Origin of the sequence: Helicobacter burdigaliensis, assembly GCF_003670295.1 — a bacterium.
Taxonomy (GTDB): Bacteria; Campylobacterota; Campylobacteria; order Campylobacterales; family Helicobacteraceae; genus Helicobacter_D; species Helicobacter_D burdigaliensis.
This window is the reverse complement of the sequence record NZ_QXJG01000015.1, coordinates 1-21,546: the sequence shown is the minus strand read 5'-3', so window position 1 is coordinate 21,546 and position 21,546 is coordinate 1. Positions and strand designations below refer to the sequence as shown.

Genomic DNA, 21,546 nt, shown 5'->3' with positions numbered 1-21,546 from the left:
GGGTTATTGAAACACAAAAGTTTAGTGCTTCTTTTATCTATTTTTTAGGGCTCAAGAGTTTTCTAAATTTGTAGCAAAAGAGCTAAAAATCTCCCTTTTTATTGCTTAAAGATCCTCCTAAGTGTTTTTTGGGTTTTTAAAGAAGGTAAAGACATTCCCCTTTCTTAAGAGTAACAAAAATTCTCATATTCCAATGTTTTCATAATCTTGTGAAAATTTTACACATATTTTATATAAAAAAGGTTAAAAAGTTTAAATATTTTTTAATCTTTTTGATAAATTTAAGATTACATAAAAAATTTTTTACTAAAATATTTTGACTAAAAAACTAATATTACTATTTCATAAGGATAGACTATGGAATTCTTAAAAAATGGTGAATTAATTACCGGCATTTCTTTAAATTTTTATGGCACCTTATTAGCTATGGTGTTTGTTTTATTGCTTGGGAGGTGGATTATTAGCAAAATCAAGTTTTTGCGCGATTATAATATCCCAGAGCCTGTTGTTGGTGGGATTATTGCAGCGATTGTGATTTATTTGCTTGCAACCTATCAAGGAATGAGTATCAAACTTGATGAAAGCTTCAAAGATCCTTTAATGCTTGCCTTTTATGCTAGCATTGGACTTTCAGCAGATTTTGCTTCCTTTAAAAAAGGTGGGAAAATCCTTTTTATTTTCCTTTTTGTAGTTACAGGATTGCTAATTTTACAAAATATCGCGGGCTTAGCAGTGGCAAATGCTATGGGAGTAAATCCACTCATTGGACTTCTAGGTGGCTCCATTACTATGAGTGGCGGACATGGGACGGGTGCTTCTTGGGCAGCTGTCTTTGTAAAAGAACCTTATAACTTTAGTGCAGCACTTGAAGTAGCCGTAGGAAGTGCGACTTTTGGACTTATTGCAGGAGGACTTATTGGAGGGCCAGTAGCAAGATTTTTAGTAAAACGCTACAATCTACCGCTTCCTATTGCAAAGCAAGATGATAAGCCAGTAGGGCTAGAAAAGCCAGAGCAAGAGAGGTTAATTACAGCAACTTCTTTTATTGAATCTTTAGCACTCATTGCAATTTGTCTTTTTATCGGGACAAAGATAGCAGAATATTGTGCGAAGATTGACTTTACAATGCCAACCTTTGTATGGTGCTTACTAGTGGGTGCGATTTTAAGAAATCTTTTACAAGCTACTAGAATCCATCAAGTCTTTGATAGAGAAGTATCCGTCTTAGGAAATGTTAGCCTCTCATTATTCCTAGCGATTACGCTTATGGCTACTAATGTAGCACAACTTGTATCTTTGGCACTTCCTATGTTTGTAATTTTAATGGTGCAAGTGGTGCTAATGGTGTTTTATGCAATCTTTATCACCTTTAGAGTGTGTGGTAAAGACTATGATGCGGCCGTTTTAGCAGCAGGACATTGTGGATTTGGACTAGGTGCTACTCCAACTGCTGTGGTAAATATGCAAGCAGTTACACAACACTATGGTGTAAGCCATATGGCATTTATCGTCGTTCCTTTAGTGGGTGCGTTCTTTATTGATATTATCAATGGTGGGGTGATTACATTTATTGTAGAGCTCTTCTTTAAGTAATTAATACCCTTGCAAATCCTGCAAGGGTTAAAATAGTTTTATGGATAAGAAATTTGCATACATACCTTGCAATCTTCAAAAATTTCAAGCTTACAAATACGCAAAGAAAATCGTTCTATTTGTGGGAAATTTCTTGGAATCTCTCTATAAAAATACTCTAGTGCATCTTCTAAAAGCAAAAACTTTTGATTAAAAGCATTTTTGATAAATTCCCTTAAATGCCGATAATCTAAAAATTCTTCTTTTTTTTGGTAAATAAACCTTGCATCTATTTTAATTTTCTGTTTATTTTCTCTCTCTTTTTCTAAAATCCCGATAATCACTTCAAGCTCTAAATCTTCAAGACTAATTTCATAGTTTTTTATACTCATTTTTCTCCAAATTTATTCTAAATAATTTTGTTGCATTGTAGATAAAAATCCACTCAATGCTTTCTCTAAAACTTCACTAAAAGCCCTTGGAATATCCCTAAAATCTCCATATTCCTCACCCACTTTTTGGCTTTTTGAGATTATATACACTCTAGTATCCTCTTTAGTGCTAAAAAATCCCAAAGCCACAAACTTTACACTCTCATCATTATGAGAATAATACAAATCTATGACTTTAAGATGAATCTTATTGCTTGTATTTTTTGTGCTTCTTTTTAATAAAATATTATTTTTATTCAGTGCAATTTGAATAAAATAGTCTTCCAATATCTCTTTAGTATTTCCCACCCACTCATTTTTAGCAAAATAATATAACTTTGGGTCTTGTTCGCTTGATACACTCTTAGTTTCTTTTTTATAAGCAATTTTTTTAGTATCTAGCTTTTGTGGTATACTAAGGGCAAATGCAATTTCTAAAGGCTTTCTTAATGTATTCTCCCCTTTAAACTCTGTTTTGAGCTCATAATAATTTTTAGCAGGTATTTCCCTGCCTACACAACCACTAAAAATCAAAACTGCAAAAACCACAAAAAAACACTGCGACATTTTTAACATTCTCACTCCTTATTCTCTTGGACCTAGCTCAATTTTTTGCCTACCAAACAAAAAATCATTGGGAGATTCTTCTAAATTTTGTAAAACATCTTTGCTTGTTTGCAAAATCCTTTGTAAATTTTTAGAATTTTCTTCTAACTCATAGAGCAAAGGTGTTAGCATTTGCTTTAGATTATAATCCCCTCTCTCTAGGCTCTTAGAAAAAGTATCTCTTACTTTGCTAAAACCCTCAATTTCTCTATTAAAATGTGTCAAAGTAGAATTTAAATGTGTTGTAAAAGAAGCAAAATTCTCCAAACTCTTTTCAAAATTTTGCAAATTTTTCTCATTCAATAAAAGATTCACTTTATCTAAACTAATTTCTAGTTTTTTAATAGCTTCTTGTGCGGTGTCTCCGACTTTTTCTATCCAGTTTGCTTCAAATATAAGCACCGCCTTTTCTTCTTTAAACTCTCCTCCATCTCCCTGTATTAAAGAAATATAATTGCCCCCTGTTAATCCTTGAGATTCTACAATCGCCTTTGCCCCCTCTTTTAATACAATTTCTTTTTTTACCCACAAAAGCATTTCCACTTTATCATTCTTTAATTGATAGTCTTTTAAAAACCCCACAGGAATACCAAGATAACGCACTTGTGTTTCTTTTCTCACTCCTTTTGGAAGCTCTTTATGGTAAAGATAATAGGGATTGTATTGCGTGAGATTTCTATCATATTTTCCTGCCCAAAAGACAAAAAATGCAAGGGCAATGAGTGAAAAAACAAAAAATACTCCAAGCAAAATATAATTTAATCTACTCTCCATTTTCTCTCCTAAATTTGATGCAAATATAAATCTAATGATTCCACTTCTTTTTCTAGTGCATCTAAAGAGCCATTAAAGGATATTTTTTTATCTTTTAAAATCAATAATCTATCTGCACTCTTTTTGACACTTTCTAAATCGTGTGTAACCATAACAATACTAAGTCCCAACAATTCCCTTAAAGACAAGATTAACGCATCAAACTCTCTTGCACTTTTAGGATCTAGCCCACTTGTAGGCTCATCTAAAAACAAAATTTTAGGGCTAAGCACCAAAGCTCTAGCTAAAGATACGCGTTTTATCATTCCTCCACTTAGCTCATTAGGAAAAAGCTCTGCTACACTCATCTTTAAACCCACACGGCTTAGCCACATCTTGCTTAACTCTTTAATTTCTTTATCCCTAAAAGCACTATATTCTTTTAATGCAATGCCAATGTTATCCAAAACATTCAAAGAGCTAAAAAGTGCGCCAAACTGGAATAAAACACCAAAATTTAGCTTCATTTTAAGTTCTTCTTTGGGGTTTAGTTTCCAAATATCTTTTTGCAACACTAACATTTTACCACTTTTGGGCTTTTTTAGAAAAATCATAGTATTTAAAAGTGTGCTTTTGCCACTTCCGCTCCCTCCTAAAAGTGCGACAATCTCACCCTTATAAATCTTAAAGCTAATTTCATCGTGGATTAAACGCCCCTTATAATCGGTGCTTAAATTTTGTGCTTCTATTACGACTTCACTCATAATCCAAGCTCCGTAAAAAGAATTGAACAAAGCGCATCAAATGCAATCACACAAAAAATAGAAATTACAACACTTTTTGTAGTGTTTATTCCAATACTTCTTGTATCTTTATTTGCACTAAAACCATAATAACACCCTACAAGTGCGATAATAAGTCCAAAAAAAGGAGCTTTGATAATCCCCACCCAAAAATGTCGCAAAGACACCATCAAAGAAAAACGCTCAATAAATTGCTCTGTGCTAATATCTAGCTGAAGTTGTGAGATTAGCATAGCACCCAAAAGCCCAAAAACATCAGAAATAAACACAACAAGAGGCATAACACACACCAAAGCAATAAGGCGTGGTAAAACCAAAAAAGTAATCGGATTAAACCCCATAACCTTCATAGCGTCCATCTCTTGTGTTGCCCTCATCATACCAATTTCTGCACTGAATGCAGAAGCGCTACGCCCTGCAATAATAATTGCTGTGATAATAGGCGCCATTTCTCGCAAAGTAAGCATAGAGCTCATCTCTACTATTAAAATACTCGCTCCAAATTGCCTAAGCTGAATAGAACCCTGATAAGCCACGACGATTCCTATCAAAAAACAAGCAAGTGCTACTATCCCCACTGCCTTAATCAAAGATTCTTGAATATGGTAAAAAGTTGTTTTAATACGAAAATTTGTAGGATTTAAAAAAGTATAAAAGAAAAAATAAATAATTTCTCCCAAAAAACTCAATAACTCTACATTTTTCTTGCAAAAATTACCAATGATTTTAAAACTATCACTATGTAGCTTAAAAAAATTGTCTTTTAGCGTAGGCTTTTCTATGTTTTGTTGCACTGCTAAGAGTTGAAAAATTTTTTGCACTTTCTTATGCTCTAAAAGCTCATTTTTGGCTGTATTGTGAAGAGTTTTATTCCATTGATATAAAACCTCTCCTCCACAAAAATCAAGATCAAAACTAGAATCTAAAAGAATTTTTAAAGAGGAGAGATTTTTACACTTTTGAAGTTTGTTAAGTAGGGATTTAGGGAGTGAGAAATCCCAAACCCCTCCGAGTATAAGGGTATTTTCCGCCCTATGCTCTAAAAAAGCTTCCATTATTCCTCACTAAAAACAAAAGGAACGCCTTGTACCAATCCTGAACCAAAGATTTTTTCTTGATTTGCTTTAACTTTATCATAATTTGTTTTAAGCTGAGTCTTACTAAGTTCTTTTGCAAAATAATACTTTCTAAGCACTGCCAACTTTTCCTTTGTGCTTTTTAAATTTTTGGTTTCATTCATAATAAGCTGTGCTTTTATAAAAGCATCTTCTTTTCCAAGAGGAGCAAAGATAATTTTCAAATTAGCTTCATCTAGGATTTTATCCATATCGTTTTTAAGCTGATTTTGACAATGTGGGCAATCAGGTGCAGTTACAACAATCTTAGTAGGAAGCCCCTTTTTATTCCCCTCTAAATACACAAAATCCTCTTTAGCAAAACTCGCAAAAAGCTTACTTAAAGCTTGTTTGTCTTTAGCTATATTTGCTTCACTTGCTTTTTTTAGCTGTTCTTGCATCATTTTCATATCATTATCTGCCAAGCTTAGAACATTACTAAAACCAATAAGATATTTACCATCTTTACTTACAAATACCGGAAAAGCATCTCCATTACTCGTTTTTGCAATCACAAAATAAGTATCCTTAAAGCTTTCAAGCTCTTTTTTAAACTCCACTTTCACCTCTACGCCACTTAAATCTTTAATGCTTTTGGCAAAATTTGTATTAAAATCTGCATATGCAAACCCAAACATACAACTTAATATTAAGGCAATTTTTTTCATTTTGCTTCCTTATGTTTAAAATGTCTTTAGTATTTTAGTAAAATTTATCTTTAAACTTGTAAAAAATAAAATAATTTTATTTTAGATTGTGAAAATTTTAGGAAAATAACATTTAGTTTATATTAAGGATAATGTCTGTATAATCTCCATCTTTAATTTGCGGAAATGGCGAAACTGGCAGACGCACCAGACTTAGGATCTGGCGCCGCAAGGCATGGAGGTTCAAGTCCTCTTTTCCGCACCACTTTTATCTTCTTTTTTACAAAACTATATTTTATTTTCTATACTCAAAACGAGTATTGATGAATCCAAGAAATTTTATTGTGATTATAATCTTCATTCTTTTTTAATCTAAAATTCTCATTCTCTGTTTTTACAAGCTGAAAATGCTTGAATTCTGTGCCATCTAGCATATAACGAATCTCTTTTTGATCTGCATTGTTTAAACGATAGCGCAATAGATTATCTCTACCCAAAGACTTGCCTAAAATCATACATTCAATCTCTAAAATCGCATTAGCAATGTTTTGCTCTTTTTCTTCAAGATAAAAAAGTAATCTTACAATGTCTTGATATTCTTTTAGCATTTTATGATATTGCACTAAGACTTTTTCATATTTTTCTAAGATGCTTTGAATATTTGCAGAAACGCTCTGCCCCTTTAACGAGTTTTTAATCACATAAATATTTACCTGATTTTTACTAACATAAGAATAAGATTGCTCCATTTTTAAAAGCAGATACTTTAGCTTGCTTCTTAGCTCACTAATATTTTGCGACAAAATCACTGCATTTTCTTCTTTATCTGTGCGTTTTATACCCACCTCTATAAGATTCATATCGCCACTAATTGTATCTACCACAAGCATTCCTTGAGGGTAGATTTCATTATAACTTTTAAGATTTTTAATATAAATTTTATCTGCGATGATTTTCCCACCCATACATTGATTGATAATGGCTATTTTTGCTTTTATTTTTCCGTTTTCTAAAGAATCCACACAAACAACCTCCCCTTCAATACTCCCTTTTAGATTACTAAGAGTTGCATGGTGGGCGATGATATTTGTCTTTAGATGTGTTTGCCCTTGCACATCTATGGTATTTGCAACTATAGAAGACTTCCCTACATTTCCTTTAACTTGAATATTATTTACGCTAAGCTCTACACTCTCACCAATACTATCTTGCAGTTTATCCACATTTTTAACCTGCAATGAGACATCTTCTTGTAAATTTGCTTGAAGATTTCCTGTCGTCTTTAAAGAAACTTCTTTAAGTTTGATTTCATTAAACACACCAAACTCGTTCTTACTCCTAAAAAGATAGCCATACTGCTCTGCATACGCATAATACCCCTCTTGTGTTTGTTTGATATATATACCCCCTAAAATTTTAGGCACAGACTGATGAATATCTTTAACACCCTCCTCTAAAATTTCCCCCCTTAGATTCCTTCCTCTTTTACCGGGCACTCCCTTTTTATAGTAAAACAACAAAGAATCTTTTTGTATGGGTTTTTCATAATACATCTCATGATTTGTGGTTTCAAAAACAGGATGCCTTAGCTCCAAGACATCTTTTTGGCTCTTCTCCCCTCTAACCCCTTTGGCAACCTTAAAAGTAACGCTAGATGGAAACTCTTGCGTCTTAATTTGTGTAATAATCTCCTCTAATTGCTCAAAAAACTTAGGCAACATTCTAATCCCAACTAGCAATCCCTCCTTTAACATTTCCTTATAAAGCTCATAAGTAAGCTCATCTTTTATATCTTGATGATAGACACAATTATCTCCTAACTCAAGCGTTGCTTCTAGCTCCACTGCTTCATCATCTAAAAGTAATTTCCAAAAAAATGCTTTAGGAGTTTTTTCTACAATATTTATCTCAAAAATCTGATAAATTTCATCACGAGAAAGAAATTCTGTACCATTATTAAAATGGCTTAGCTCACCATAAGAGTAGCTAGAAATATCATTTTTACGCCTTGTGTGAGTTGTGATTCTTAAAATCTCATAATCATACTCTTGATTATCCCTAGCTTGTGCCTCACAAACAAAACCATAAGGATCTTTAGCTGTGTAAAGCGATTTTTTCATTTAAGCCCCCCCCCCCCGCAGTCTTAAAAAACTTCTCTTTTAGCTCTTCTATATCAAAAGCTTTCATTTTGGGATAATACACCAAAGGCTGTTTGCAAGAATGGCAACGCAATAGCACGCCACTTTGCAACTCCTCATGAATGCTCTTATATACTTGATGTTCTTTTAGTGGACAAGCACAAATGTATTTATAACGCACCTCTTCATAAATATTTTTCTTTAAAGAACATATTTTGGTATAAAGCTCCAAGCTATGGTGGATTTCCTTAACCTCCAAACTTTTAGTGGCAAAAACTTGCACGAGAATATCTTCGCTTAAAATATGCTGTATTAACCAATCTTTCATAAAAACTTGCAAAGAATTCACAAGAACTGGAATATCATTAATTTGCCCTAAAATTTCTTTTGCCTCTTTAATCAAACGAGTATGTAAAACCTTATGTTCCCTAGTTAGAGGATATTTTATAGATTCCATATAATTTTCTTCATCTTTTAGATGGCTTTTAATGTATTCTAAAAACTCTACAATAATGCCTTTAATTTGTAATTTTATATTTTCATCTATTTCGCGTTCTTTGATTTTGTCAAATATCACAAACACTCTATTTGCAATTTCAAACATTTTTTGATGTTGCCTATCTATCGCTGCATTTTTTATGCTAAAACTTTTGTCCCACTCTATTAACATATTACCTTCTTCAACAATGATGCAAAAATTTGCAAATTTATTCCCCATTTAATAATTTGGATTCTACTTAAATTTGTATTAACTAGGTATTAATTCTATGATTTATTAATATAAATTAATATTTATTTATATTTTATAAAAAGCAAATTAGCTTTTATTTCTCTGCATAAGTGATTTTCTAATTCCACTTTATGAAGAGAAAAGCTATTCTTAAAACTTTAAAATAAATTGTAAATAGGCTATTCACTAATGGAAAACTTATAAGATAATCAAGGAGATTAAGTGGTGCCGAGGGTCGGAATCGAACCGACACGGGGTTGCCCCCACCAGATTTTGAGTCTGGCGCGTCTACCAATTTCACCACCCCGGCTTAATAAAAAGAGGGTAATTATACCCTTCTTTTGTATAAGTTTAACTTAAAAATTATAAAATTGCATATTTTATTGAAAGACAAGCATCAATTTTTGAAAGCTCATTTAAAACTTCAGTGCTTACTTCATCATCTACCACAATGAGTGCTAAAGCCTCTTTTCCATAACGCCCAAGTCTAAAATCTGCAATATTGATATTATGTTTTGCTAAAGTGCTACCTACACTTCCGATAACTCCTGGAGTGTCGTTGTTTCTAAAGAGTATCATACGCCCTTTTGGCTCTATATCCAAACTAAAATGATTAATTTCAACTAAACGAGGGGTATTGTCATTAAATACTGCACCACTCACACTAAAATCTCCATTTTGCGTAGTAAGAGTAAGTTTGATTTGATTTTTAAACACACCTTGTGAATCTTTACCTACTAAATCCACTTCAATACCTCTTTCTTTAGCTACATAAGGAGCATTTACATAATTTACCTTATCTCCCACAGAAGCATTTAGCATACCCACAAGTGCAAAAGTGGCCAAAGAAGAAATATGTGCTTTAATCTCTCCACAAGCCTCTAACTGAATGCTTCGCACTTCTGCTTTATTTACCTGTATTGCAAAAAATGCCATTTTTTGCACAAGCTCTAAATAGGCTTTCATATAACTTGGCAATTCATTTTCTTTAATAGGTAAATTAAGTGCATTTGGAAAACTTGAACCTCTTGCAGCTTCTAGTGCTGCTTCTGCTGCTTCAATAGCAATTTTCTCTTGAGATTCTAGAGTATTTGCACCAATATGTGGCGTAACATAGATATTCTCCAAATCTAAAAGAGGATTATTAATAGCAGGTTCTTTATTAAATACATCAATCCCAGCCCAACGGATTTTTTTACTCTTTAAGCCTTCAAGCAAGGCTTCTTCGTTATACAATCCACCTCTTGCACAATTGATTAAAATCACTCCATCTTTCATTTTTGCAATTTCATCTTTGCCTATCATATTAATTGTTTCTTTATTCTTAGGAGTGTGGATTGTTATAATATCACATTTTAAAATATCTTCAAAGTTTGTAGTATAGGCAATTCCCGCATCTGTTGCTTTTGTGGGATTAATATAAGGATCATAGGCAATCACTTCCATTTCAAAAGCTTTCATTCTTTTACCCACACGACTTCCGATATTTCCAAAGCCAATAATTCCTAACTTTTTACCTTTTAGCTCTGTGCCATACCAATCTTCCCTTTTCCATTTACGCTCATACTTTAATTGTGCGTTTGCACTTGGATAATTTCTAACCGAACTTAAAATATGCGCACAAGTTAGCTCCACAGCTGCTATTGTATTTGCAGTAGGCACATTCATAACCACAACACCACGCTTACTAGAAGCTTCAATATCTACATTATCTACACCTACACCTGCTCTAACCACCGCTCTTAATTTGGGAGCAGATTCTAAAAAGCTCTCATCTACATCCGTAGAACTTCTAGTAATTGCTACATCTGCTTTATGCAACTCTTTTTTTAGCTCATCTTTTGGCAAATGTGCTAAATTTAGCATTGTTACATTTTCAGCCTTTTGCAGTAAATCCAATCCGCTTTTGTGAATATGATCACATACAATAATCGTATAATTTGACATCGCAAACTCCTAAGACAAAGATATTTCATAATTAATTTCATAATGCTTTAACTTCTCTAAAACATTATGAAGGTAATTTTGATTATTTGCAGCAACAAGTAACCAAATATGATCTCCCACTTTATAGTAAGAGTATTTAATTTTATGCGCACTTAAAACCTGATTGATACAAAAAAACTGATAAGCATCGATAATCCCAACAGAAACACGATATATCTTGCTTGTCTGCTCTTCTTCCATTTCAGTAGTTAGCATAAGCTTAACTTGCATTTCTGGGGCAGGATAGATGTATTCTACCTTATCTTGCATAGCAAGCCTACTTACCCAAGCTGACTTTAAGACTTCTTTAGGATTCACTTCTTGCTCTGTTGCAAAGTTATAAGTTTCAATCTGTGGAAGCTCATAAGCACTCATTGCACCTACATAAAAGCGTATTAAAACAAAAAAGAGTATGCCTGTAAAGATTGTAAAAATAACAACTAGCAATCTTATTTGCATGCTCTTAATACCCCCTAAGCCACTAAGAAATTTGATTTTTAATAATATCTCCTAATGTCATTTTATCATCTACGCTCTCATTAAAACTCTTTAAATTAGCCCTTTCTTTAGCCCTTTCTAGTCTTCTTACAGAAACTCTAATGCGATTATTTTCAGTATCCATCAAAGAAATTGCACCACTAATCTCATCGCCGATTTTAATTTCTTCTTTTTTAAGTGGAAATAAATCTTCTGTGCGTATAAGTGCATCTACATCATTATCAATCTTAATAAATACGCCAAAATCCTTAATATCGCGCACTACACCTGTTACTTTATCATCAATAGAGTGGCTTTTTACAAAATCATCAATAGGAGAAGCGATTAAACCTTTTCTTGTCAAAGAAATCCTTTCTTTTGCTCTATCAATTTTAGCAATTTTTACTTCAATTTCTTCGCCCTCTTTCATCAAGTTTTTGCATTTTTCATTTTTATTCCAATAAGCATCTTCATTGTGTAAAAGTCCATCAATACTACCAAGCTTCACAAAAGCTCCAAAATCTGTAAGTGTAGCCACAACTCCTTTTAGCACTTCGCCTTCTTTATGGGTTTTTATAAATTGCTCAAAAGGCTTATCTAGTAGTTTCTTCAAAGATACTCTTAGGCGTCTTTCTTTGGTATCAATCTCAATAACCTCAACATCAATCTCTTGCCCTGTTTTTAAGAATTGCTCTGGGTTTTGAATGTTTTTATTCCAAGAGATTTCTGAAATATGCAAGAAGCCCTCAATATCATTTCCTAAATCCACAAAAACCCCATAAGGCTCAATATTGCTAACAACTACTTTAATAGCATCTCCTACTTCAAGCTCATTTTCAACCTCTCTCCAAGGATCTTCTGCAGTTGCTTTAATAGATAATGCTAAGCGTCTTTTTTCCTTATCATAAGAAAGAACTTTAATAGGTACTATATCACCCTCTTTATAGAGCTTTGAAGGATTCACTGGCCCTTTATAACTAATCTCTGTATAATGCACTAATCCTTCAACCCCTTGCACATCTACAAACATTCCAAAGCTTGTAATCTTTTTAACTACACCCTCTAAATTGCCCTCACTTGCTAGAATCTTATCCACAACCTCTTGTTTTACAGAGTTTTCAATCTCAAAAAGTCTTTTTCTTGAAACCACAATACTATCTTCATCGGGTTTTACATTGATAATGCAAGCTTTGATAGTTTTTCCTTCTACTTTTGCTCCTGCTTTAAATGCAGCGGCAAATTTTGGCATAAAAAACTCCACTCCCCCACTCTCAACTACATAGCCACCTTTATTTTTGTGTGTAACAACACCCTCAATAACCTTATCTTTATAGTCTTCTCCAAGTTCTTCTATGTATTTTTTAATATTGTCTCTTCGGATTGCCTTTTTATAAGACACAATAGGTCTTTCATTTCTTTTTCCTGTAATCACGATAGGTAGAGAATCCCCAACTTTAAACTTCAAGTTTCCTTCAGCATCTTTAATCTCATCAATGCTAATAATACCCTCATTCTTTTCGCCCACGACAGAAATTACTACATTTTGATCATTAATCGCAACAATCTGCCCGCTAGAAGCTTTTTGACTTTCTTTTTTCTCAAATTGCTCTAACATCGTAGCAAAATCTTCTTCCTCGTTAATATTTTCTAATTCTTGCTTATTTGTTCCTACAACAGCCATCTTGTTTTTGCCTTTTTATAAAATAAAATCTATCCATTCTACAACAAAAACTCTTTTAAAACTATAAAATATACCAATTTTAAAAAATACTCTCTTTTTCTTTTAAAGAATGGCAAAAATTACTCATAAATAAAATATGAACTTAATATCTTTACGTTTCTAAAATCCAAAAAAGCAAAGAAAGCTTAATTTTATAAATTCTTTTTTACCTAGCCTAAAGTAAAATAGCAAGAAATTTTTTATAAAAAGAGTGTTATTATGTTTGATTTTTTAAACTCAAATTCCCCACATAACCCCCATAAAGCTTCTTTGTATGTAGAAAAAATTCCCGCTTCTAAACTCACACCCTTGCTTGTCTGTGAAGTGCTAAATGCTTGCGTGCTTTTAGAATCTGCTTTTTTAAAAAGTGGCAAAGGGCGTTTTTCTATCCTTATATTAGAAGAAGCCTTTAGAATTGTAAAGCAAAAGCAAGAATATTCCCTAATCTTTCAAAAAAATGGAGAGAAAAAAACTCTTTCTTTGAATCCTAAAATGTTTAACAACTCCTCTTCTATGAAATTTTTAGATTATCTAAAAGCTTTTAGAGAGTTTGCTCCTAGCACAAAAGATTCTAAACTGCCTCTTGATGTGCCTTTACCGCTTGGGGGAGTGGGGTATTTGGGTTATGAATTTTTTAGCGAGATTGAAGAGATTGATTTAGAGAAAAAATCCCTTTATGAAGCTTATGAAAATGCCTTTATTTTTGGGAGAGATTTTGTTGTTTTTGATCATTTTTATGAATCTTTATATGCTATAAGCATTACTTATTCTTTTGAAACTTCTAGCTTTGATGTCAAACAAAGAGCAAAAGAGCTTATAGATTCACTTATGAATTTAAAAATCCCACAATCTAGCCCCAAAAAAATAGAATCCAAAATCCTATCACCCAACAAAGAAGAATACTTCACAAACATTGTTTCTACTCTAAAAAATGAGATTTATAAAGGTAATCTTTTACAATGTGTTCCTTCTGTAAGTATGCAAATACAAAGCAACCTAACCCCCTTGCAAGCCTATACAAATTTAAGAATTAGCAACCCTAGCCCTTATATGTTTTATTATAATTTTGGGCATTTTCATATCATAGGAAGCTCCCCTGAAGTGCTTATCAAACTAAAAAACGAAGAAGATGGCACAGCCACACTGACTTTACGCCCCATCGCTGGGACAAGACCACGCGGAGAGACGCAACTCCAAGATTTAAAATTTGAAGAAGAGCTAAAAAATGATATTAAAGAAAACGCCGAACATTTAATGTTGCTTGATTTAGGACGCAACGATATTGGCAAAGTCGCCATTGGAGGAAGTGTCAAAGTAAGCGAAGAAAAAGTTATTGAAAAATACTCTCGCGTGATGCACCTAGTTTCTGAAGTGCAAGGCAAAATGGATTTAAAAATGCACTCTCAAGAAGAAGCGATTTTAGCAAGTTTCCCTGCTGGAACTGTAAGTGGTGCTCCAAAGATTCAAGCCATTAAAACAATTTATGAGTTAGAAGAGCATAAAAGATGTATTTATGCAGGTGCAATAGGCTATTTTACCAAAGAATGCGATATTAATCTAGCCATTGCTATTAGAAGTGCAGTCTATCAAAATGGGATTTATTATTTACAAGCAGGAGCAGGGGTGGTTTATGATTCTAATCCACTTAGCGAATATCTTGAAACACAAAACAAAATGCTCTCTTTAAAAGAAGCCATTATGGGAGAAAAACAATGATTGTTTTAATAGATAATTACGATTCTTTTACCTACAATATCTATCAAGCCTTTAGGGAGTTTAACTATCCCATTAAGGTTTTACGCAACGATAAAACTAGCCTAGATGAAATTATTTCCCTAAATCCTAGCTACATAGTAATAGGTCCAGGCCCTAAAAGCCCAAAAGAAGCAGGCATTAGCATAGAAATCGTGCAAAAACTTAAAGGGATTTATCCCATTTTGGGAATCTGCTTAGGACATCAAGCCATTTTAAGTGCGTTTGGCGTGGAGATAAAAAATGCTAAAAATATCGTGCATGGTAAAGTAGAACCCCTTATCCACAATCAAAAAGGTATCTTCCGCCATATAGAGCAAAAAACCCCCATTACACGCTATCACTCTCTTGTAGGCAAAAAAGAAGAAATTCCTGATTGTTTTTTAATTAGCGGAATGAGTGAAGATGGCGAGGTTATGGCAGTAGAGCACAAACAATACCACCTTGTAGGTTTGCAATTCCACCCAGAATCTATTGGGACAAAAGAAGGGCAAAAAATGCTTCTAAACTTCCTCCACTATGCTAGAGAGCCAATCCCTATTAAAGAATACCTTAATAAAGCACTCCATCAAAAATCACTAAATTTTCAAGAAAGCTATAACCTAATGGATGAACTCACAGAAGGGAATTTAAGCGAAGCACAAATTGGAAGCTTTCTTACAAGCTTAGAGATTAAAGGCGTAGATGAATACGAACTAGCCGGTTTTGCTTCGGTATTAAAGAAAAAAGCAATCCCTTTTAACATAAAAGATGATTTTTCTAAACGCTTTGATATGGTAGGCACAGGGGGAAGCTTAGCCAAAACCTTTAATGTTTCTACCACCTCTGCACTGCTTTTAGCAAACTACGCTAAAGCAAAAGGATTTGGGATGATAAAACATGGTAATAGAGCCATTACTTCCAAAAGTGGTTCAGCAGATTTATTAAATGCACTCAATATTAATGCCAATATGGATATTAAAAATGCAAAGGAAATTTACAAAACACTCAATATTACCTTTCTTTTTGCACAAAAATTTCATTCGGCTATGCGTTTTGCAGCCCCTGCTAGAGCGACTTTAGGCTTTAAAACCGCATTTAATTTAATTGGACCTCTTAGCAACCCTGCACAAATCACACATCAATTAATAGGAGTATTTGATAAATCTTATACAGAAATTATGGCAAAAGCACTAGCAATTTTAGGGGTTAAACGCGCCCTTGTTGTAAGTGGGCTAGATGGCTATGATGAGCTTTCTTTATGTGCTCCTACACAAATTACAGAGCTAAAAAATGGAGAAATTCGCACCTTTATTTTTAATCCTATTGAATTAGGTTTAGATTTTGTCAATCATTCTATGCTTGTAGGTGGAGATTCTAAAGAAAATATCAAAATTTCTTTAGATATTTTTAATGCAATTCCCTCTCCCAAGCTTGATTTAGTCGCACTCAACATGGGTGCTGCACTTTATGTTTGCGAAGAAGCCTCTAGCATTAAAGAGGGCTTTTTCTTAGCCAAAGAAATTATTAACAAAAAAGAAGTCTTTAACACTCTAGAAACCTTTAGCACCCTAAGCCACAAAATTTTTAAGGATTAAAAATGCAAACCCCCACCATTTTAAAAGAAATTTTAGACAAAAAGCAAAAAAAGCAGATCCTTAGCACCTTGCGTAATGCCCCACTTATACGCCCTCCTTTAGATACCTTTCCTTTTGTAATCGCAGAGATTAAACGCGCTAGTCCCACACTTGGCGATATAGGAGCAATCCCTAATCCCACACAACTAGCACAAAGCTATTTAGAGGGTGGTGCTGGAGCAATCTCTGTGCTTTGTGAAGAAGATTATTTTAAGGGCAGTTTGCAAGACTTAAAAGCCATTAAAGACAAATTTAATCATGCTTGTGTTTTAAGAAAAGATTTTATCACCACCAAAGAGCAAATAAAAGAAGCTTATGATTTTGGTGCAGATATGGTTTTATTAATCGCTGCAATTTTTGCAAATGGGGATTTTGGAGGCTTTAAGCAATTACAAGAGCTTTATGAAAGTGCATTAGCCCTCAATCTTACTCCTCTTATTGAAGTGCATAACAAAGAGGAGATTGACTTTATAACCCCACTAAAAGCCAAATTAATAGGCATTAATTCAAGAAATCTCCATACTTTCAAAATTGATAAAATCACAGCTTTAAACTTGCTAAACTATCTAAAAGCCACAAACATTCAAGCAAAATTTATTTTTGAATCTTCCATCTCTTGCAGTTTTGATGGATTTGTGATAGGAAATGTAGGCTATGATGGGATACTATGTGGAAGCTATCTTGTAAGCACTAAAACATCCACAAAAACCTTGCAAAACCTAATCTCTAGCCTAAAAGTAGGCAAAAATTCTCCTAATGATTTTTACCACGATGCCTTTATACTCTTAAATTCTCCGCTAGGTTTTATAAAAATTTGTGGAATCACCAATAAAGAAAACGCACTCACTTGCGCTAAAATTCTAAATGAAGCACTAAAAGATACCACAAAAGCCAAAAAAATCGCAGCACTTGGATTTATTTTGGTTAAAAATTCCCCGCGCTTTGTGAATCCTAAAAAGATTCAAGAAATCACCACTGCACTTCAATCTTTCCCACTTTTAAAAGTTGCGGTGGTAAGTGATGAAAAAGAGGAGCTAAAAGAAGCCATAGAACTTTATAAAGAGGGCTTTATAGACGCCATTCAGCTACACGGAAGTAAGGGGGAAGTTTTTGGGACTTACAATCTAAAAGAAGCTAATTTTCCTTTTTATGAAGCCAAAAATATCGCTACACTAGAGGATTTAAACTCATTTTTAAGTCCTTTTGTTCTTTTGGATTCTAAAAGCACATTAGGAGGAGGAAGTGGAAAAAGCATTGATTTTAATTTGCTTTCACAACTCAAAGAAAAAGTGAATGATTATTTATGTGTTGCTGGAGGAGTAGGTACTCACAATCTAAAAGAACTCAAACAAATAGGGGCAAAAATGCTAGATATCAATTCTTCACTAGAAAGCAAAATAGGGATTAAAGATCCTAAAAAATTACAAAAATTTTTAGAATCTTTAAAAAGTCTGGCTACTTCCAACACTCTGTGTTAGAAATCCCCACATCACTTGCCTTAAATACAGGATCTTTACCTTCTTTTCTTTGTTTTTCATAGTCTTTTAGCACTTTAATAGCAATATTTCCTAAAAGCAAAATCGCTACAATATTAACAAGTGCCATAATCCCCATAACCACATCAGCAAAATCCCATGCAAGATCTAAACTAAGCTGTGAACCCACAAATACCATAGCCACAGCACTTAAGCGGAATATTTGCAAAGCAGTTTTATTCTCTGTGATAAATTTAAAATTCATCTCTGAATAAAAATAATTTCCAACAAGCGAAGTAAATGCAAAAAGCACAACTGCAATACTCACAAAATGCAATCCAAACTCACCAAAATGCCCATGCATTACTTTTTGAATAAGTGGCATACCCTTTAAACCCTCTAAATTCTCTTGTGAACAAAGCACCATAAAAGCAGTTGCTGAACAAATAATAAGCGTATCAATAAAAACTGATAAAGTTTGCACCATTCCTTGCTTTGCTGGGTGGCTTGTGTGTGCAGCTGCTGCAGCATTAGGTGCTGAACCCATACCCGCTTCATTAGAAAACAAACCTCTTTTAATCCCTATTACAATAGCACTTCCTGCAAAACCACCAAAAATAGCTTGAAAATCAAATGCCTTCTCTACAATTTCTAAAAAGATTCTAGGCAATTCCCCAAAATTTGTAAAAATCACAGCTAAAGCTACAAGCAAATAACCAAATGCCATAACAGGCACGATGATTTTAGAAATAAAAGCTGTAGATTTCCCCCCACCAAAGAAAAATATAGCCGTCAAAAGCGCTAAAATGAGTCCGATGAAAGTTGTGATATATCCCTCATTAAAAGCATCTTTGCCTACATAAAACTCAAATGCTGAAGTAAGCGTGTAAGATTGCAGACCATTAAAACCATAAGTAAAACACAAAATCAAAGAAATCGCAAATACAATTCCAAATGCTTTAGATTTCAACGCACTATGGATATAATAAGCAGGCCCACCTTTATAATTATGCTCCCCTTCTCTTCTTTTATAAACTTGCGCTAGAGTGCTCTCTACAAATGCACTTGCTCCACCAAATATCGCTACAACCCACATCCAAAAGAGCGCCCCTGCACCTCCTGCACTTATAGCAACCGCCACTCCAACAATATTACCTATTCCCACTCTTGAAGCAGTAGAGATCATTAACGCTGCAAAAGGAGAAATATGCTCTTTTTGACTTTTTTCTCTTAGGATTTTCAAAGATTGTGGTAAAAATTTCAGCTGAATAAAGCCTGTCCTAAAAGTAAAATACAATCCACAGGCTATCAAAACAAACACTAAAATATAGGTATACAAAAGATTACTTGACACAGCAACAAATTCAGAAAACACCTTTATTGCTGAATCTATTAATGTAGCATTAGTTTCCATTAAACTCCTTGTATCAAATTTAACATAAAATTTAAAAAAATATTTTAACTAAAAATCCAGATTACAAGCTTTTTGTGTTTAAAATTTTCTACAAGCTTTAAAAATTCTTAAAAATAAATCCCATTTTGTAACATTAAAATCTATTAACACCCATAAATCTTAGACAACTATGCACTTAAATATTTACTAAAACTCCAAAAAGTTTTCTAAAACCCAAATCAACCAATCTCTTATTATCTCTTTAGTTTTAAAGATAATAGATTATATAATACATTATAAAAGCCATAGGATAATACCAATAATATCCATAATACATTTATAATATATTTTCTTTCTTTTTTTTATCGCAAAATATACAATATTAAAAATAAATAATCATGAAAAAATCTGTAAAACCCATATTGTCAAATCCATACCCTGTGGGTATAAAAATTCCAAATCCAATCATCTAAAACATTCCCCAAGCAATATAAAGCCTACCAAATGCACTCATTTATTTCCTTTTAAGATTTTAATAAATTATTCCACTCTTTTAAAAATAACTAGCTTCTGCTGCATTAGCATAGCTTCTAAGATTCTTGATTTGTTGCTCCATACTTTTTCCTTTTAATCAAATAAAAGATATAATAAAATTGCCAATGGACAATATAACAATAATAGAAAAAGCCTTATCAAATATTTTTTAATTCCTGTTATTAAAAATAACCATAGATTGACCACTACTGGAGGCAAAATTATCCATCCAATCACTATGAGAAATTCCTTAAATCTATCTGGATTATGCCCAATTAAAGGTGATATTATCCAAGCAAATATAAAGTATTTTAATATTTTCATTGCACCCCAAAATCTCGCCCAAAGAATACCCTACAAATATGATACTTTTATTTTCATTTTTGATTATTTTCATACACTTTACCCCAATGGCTGGTTGTAGATTCAACAGGAGCAAAGCCAAAAAATCCCTTACCTTTAAAATCATTGCCTAGTATACTAGGATAAATTTGTTTATACCGCTGAAAATCTATTTTATCTAACTCATCAGGACTTTTATTTTTCGTGAGTCCCAAAAAGGCGTGGGGAATATCCCAATCCATAGGGTGGATATAGATTATTACAAAATACTTCATTTATAAAATCCTAATGATAAGTTCCAATTACATGCAGCAAAAGATATGAGCAAATATAACCCATTATGAATAATAAAATACTAAACATAAACTTTCTTTTAAAAATAGATATTAAAAAATACCCCTATACCACAACAACCAACAATAAACAAGTTTAAACTAGAAAATAAAATGTTAAAAATATAAATATTGCAGACAAAATCAAAGGAATGGCATTATAAATGTATAATAGATTAAACATTATGTAAGAGTATATAATAACGAATAATTCCATTGCATTTCTATCAAATATTAATAAAAATAAACTCTTATCCTAATAATAAACATACCAAAAAAGCTTTTAAACATAAAAATGCAACAACAAAAATTATTAATCCACAAACACTCTACACCCATCCATTCCCATAAAAAAGACAAATACACTATAATACAGATAAATTATTTTATTATAGACTAATTTACTTAATATTTTTGACCACAAAATATTTATCTTTTAAAAATTAATCATTACCTCTTAGGCATTATCCCAATTATACCAAGCACAACAAATAAATAAAGCAATAAATAAAGTAAAACCATAAACACAATAAAGCAATAATAACAATACTATAATAAAACTTTAATTTACAAAGATAAAAAAGACAATAAAACAACCATAACTATGGAAAAATAATTTAAATCCAACATTGCAAAAATTCATATATCTCATTTAAATTATTCCCTATAATAAAAGGAATACTATAAATATAAAAAGCATAATAAATTAAAACTAATGCAATACACAATAAATTCAATACATTTAAACATAAACTTATAAAAATATAGCTAAAAAATAAACATACTCATATACTTTATAATACAATAAACTTACCCAACTAAAATAAGATAAAAGAACAAAAGGTTAAAGAAGTAGATAGACGATATTAAGGAAAGTTAAAAACTAAAAGAATGGAACCATAAAAACAAGAATTTAACTCTCTATCACCTTCAAACTTTTTAAAAAAAGACCAAGCAAATTCAAACAAAGCAAATAAGCATATCTATAAATAATCCGTCCATAATAATAAACCCCTACAAACACTTCTATATCCCATAAAAAAATACCCCAATTATAACGAGCACAACAAATAAACAATAACACTAAACCCACAAACACTAAATATAAAAATACAATAATAAGA

18 protein-coding genes and 2 tRNA genes are annotated in these 21,546 nt (G+C 32.6%); 5 read left to right on the top strand and 15 right to left on the bottom strand.

What is annotated here, in order from left to right:
- Nucleotides 1–357 precede the first annotated feature (357 nt).
- On the top strand, nucleotides 358–1,593 hold the full coding sequence (gene gltS / locus EBF09_RS06445; protein ID WP_121764311.1) for a sodium/glutamate symporter: 1,236 nt from the start codon (nucleotides 358–360) through the stop codon (nucleotides 1,591–1,593).
- A 38-nt stretch (nucleotides 1,594–1,631) separates the two neighbouring features.
- On the opposite strand, the gene EBF09_RS06440 is transcribed toward gltS, so the two are convergent.
- Genes EBF09_RS06440 through EBF09_RS06415 form a run of 6 tightly spaced genes read right to left on the bottom strand, consistent with a single transcriptional unit; the run spans nucleotide 1,632 to nucleotide 5,948 of the window.
- Nucleotides 1,632–1,964: a dihydroneopterin aldolase gene (locus tag EBF09_RS06440; protein ID WP_121764310.1), complete on the bottom strand. Its 333-nt coding sequence runs from the start codon at nucleotides 1,962–1,964 to the stop codon at nucleotides 1,632–1,634.
- 12 nt (nucleotides 1,965–1,976) lie between these two features.
- Nucleotides 1,977–2,579 (bottom strand): hypothetical protein, encoded by a 603-nt coding sequence (locus tag EBF09_RS06435; RefSeq protein WP_121764309.1) that lies wholly within the window; start codon nucleotides 2,577–2,579, stop codon nucleotides 1,977–1,979.
- A 9-nt stretch (nucleotides 2,580–2,588) separates the two neighbouring features.
- Entirely contained in the window at nucleotides 2,589–3,383 is a 795-nt protein-coding gene (locus tag EBF09_RS06430) for an MlaD family protein (RefSeq protein ID WP_121764308.1), read from the bottom strand.
- Nucleotides 3,384–3,391: 8 nt separating this feature from the next.
- Complete coding sequence (locus tag EBF09_RS06425) at nucleotides 3,392–4,126, bottom strand: ABC transporter ATP-binding protein (protein ID WP_121764307.1); 735 nt, start codon at nucleotides 4,124–4,126, stop codon at nucleotides 3,392–3,394.
- A complete protein-coding gene (locus EBF09_RS06420; RefSeq protein ID WP_121764306.1) occupies nucleotides 4,123–5,220 on the bottom strand; it encodes an MlaE family ABC transporter permease in 1,098 nt (365 codons plus the stop codon). Before EBF09_RS06420 ends, EBF09_RS06425 begins: the two co-directional genes overlap by 4 nt.
- Complete coding sequence (locus EBF09_RS06415; RefSeq protein WP_121764305.1) at nucleotides 5,220–5,948, bottom strand: thioredoxin domain-containing protein; 729 nt, start codon at nucleotides 5,946–5,948, stop codon at nucleotides 5,220–5,222. Before EBF09_RS06415 ends, EBF09_RS06420 begins: the two co-directional genes overlap by 1 nt.
- A 159-nt stretch (nucleotides 5,949–6,107) precedes the next feature.
- On the opposite strand from EBF09_RS06415, the gene EBF09_RS06410 reads away from it, so the two are divergent.
- A tRNA-Leu gene (locus EBF09_RS06410) sits at nucleotides 6,108–6,192 on the top strand.
- Nucleotides 6,193–6,235: 43 nt separating this feature from the next.
- Here EBF09_RS06410 and EBF09_RS06405 read toward each other — a convergent pair.
- The 6 genes from EBF09_RS06405 to EBF09_RS06380 all read right to left on the bottom strand — a co-directional run bounded on the left by EBF09_RS06405 (nucleotide 6,236) and on the right by EBF09_RS06380 (nucleotide 12,939).
- A complete protein-coding gene (locus tag EBF09_RS06405; RefSeq protein ID WP_121764304.1) occupies nucleotides 6,236–8,047 on the bottom strand; it encodes a hypothetical protein in 1,812 nt (603 codons plus the stop codon).
- Nucleotides 8,022–8,735: a bacteriohemerythrin gene (locus EBF09_RS06400; RefSeq protein ID WP_157978177.1), complete on the bottom strand. Its 714-nt coding sequence runs from the start codon at nucleotides 8,733–8,735 to the stop codon at nucleotides 8,022–8,024. Before EBF09_RS06400 ends, EBF09_RS06405 begins: the two co-directional genes overlap by 26 nt.
- Nucleotides 8,736–9,018: 283 nt before the next feature.
- Nucleotides 9,019–9,105 (bottom strand) — tRNA-Leu (locus tag EBF09_RS06395).
- Between the two features lie 53 nt (nucleotides 9,106–9,158).
- Nucleotides 9,159–10,742, bottom strand: coding sequence for a phosphoglycerate dehydrogenase (gene serA, locus EBF09_RS06390; RefSeq protein WP_121764302.1), 1,584 nt, complete (start codon nucleotides 10,740–10,742; stop codon nucleotides 9,159–9,161).
- Between the two features lie 9 nt (nucleotides 10,743–10,751).
- Nucleotides 10,752–11,240, bottom strand: a complete 489-nt coding sequence (locus EBF09_RS06385; RefSeq protein WP_121764301.1) for a hypothetical protein — start codon at nucleotides 11,238–11,240, stop codon at nucleotides 10,752–10,754.
- 22 nt (nucleotides 11,241–11,262) lie between these two features.
- Entirely contained in the window at nucleotides 11,263–12,939 is a 1,677-nt protein-coding gene (locus EBF09_RS06380) for a 30S ribosomal protein S1 (protein ID WP_121764300.1), read from the bottom strand.
- A gap of 258 nt (nucleotides 12,940–13,197) precedes the next feature.
- Here EBF09_RS06380 and EBF09_RS06375 point away from each other — a divergent pair, with 258 nt between their 5' ends.
- From EBF09_RS06375 to trpF, 3 genes are read left to right on the top strand one after another with little or no spacing between them, the layout of a single operon-like run.
- A complete protein-coding gene (locus tag EBF09_RS06375) occupies nucleotides 13,198–14,694 on the top strand; it encodes a chorismate-binding protein (protein ID WP_121764299.1) in 1,497 nt (498 codons plus the stop codon).
- Nucleotides 14,691–16,307 (top strand): bifunctional anthranilate synthase component II/anthranilate phosphoribosyltransferase, encoded by a 1,617-nt coding sequence (locus EBF09_RS06370; RefSeq protein ID WP_121764298.1) that lies wholly within the window; start codon nucleotides 14,691–14,693, stop codon nucleotides 16,305–16,307. Before EBF09_RS06375 ends, EBF09_RS06370 begins: the two co-directional genes overlap by 4 nt.
- Nucleotides 16,308–16,309: 2 nt before the next feature.
- A complete protein-coding gene (trpF, locus tag EBF09_RS06365; protein WP_121764297.1) occupies nucleotides 16,310–17,824 on the top strand; it encodes a bifunctional indole-3-glycerol phosphate synthase/phosphoribosylanthranilate isomerase in 1,515 nt (504 codons plus the stop codon).
- Here trpF and EBF09_RS06360 read toward each other — a convergent pair.
- The 3 genes from EBF09_RS06360 to EBF09_RS09355 form a co-directional block, all read right to left on the bottom strand.
- Nucleotides 17,802–19,235, bottom strand: coding sequence for an alanine/glycine:cation symporter family protein (locus EBF09_RS06360; protein ID WP_198672550.1), 1,434 nt, complete (start codon nucleotides 19,233–19,235; stop codon nucleotides 17,802–17,804). The genes trpF and EBF09_RS06360 overlap by 23 nt on opposite strands.
- Nucleotides 19,236–20,125: 890 nt before the next feature.
- The gene (locus tag EBF09_RS06350; RefSeq protein ID WP_121764295.1) at nucleotides 20,126–20,365 is read right to left on the bottom strand and encodes a hypothetical protein; all 240 of its coding nucleotides are present in this window, start codon (nucleotides 20,363–20,365) and stop codon (nucleotides 20,126–20,128) included.
- Nucleotides 20,366–21,335: 970 nt separating this feature from the next.
- On the bottom strand, nucleotides 21,336–21,546 hold a 211-nt coding region (locus EBF09_RS09355; RefSeq protein ID WP_232817677.1), incomplete at its 5' end, for a hypothetical protein.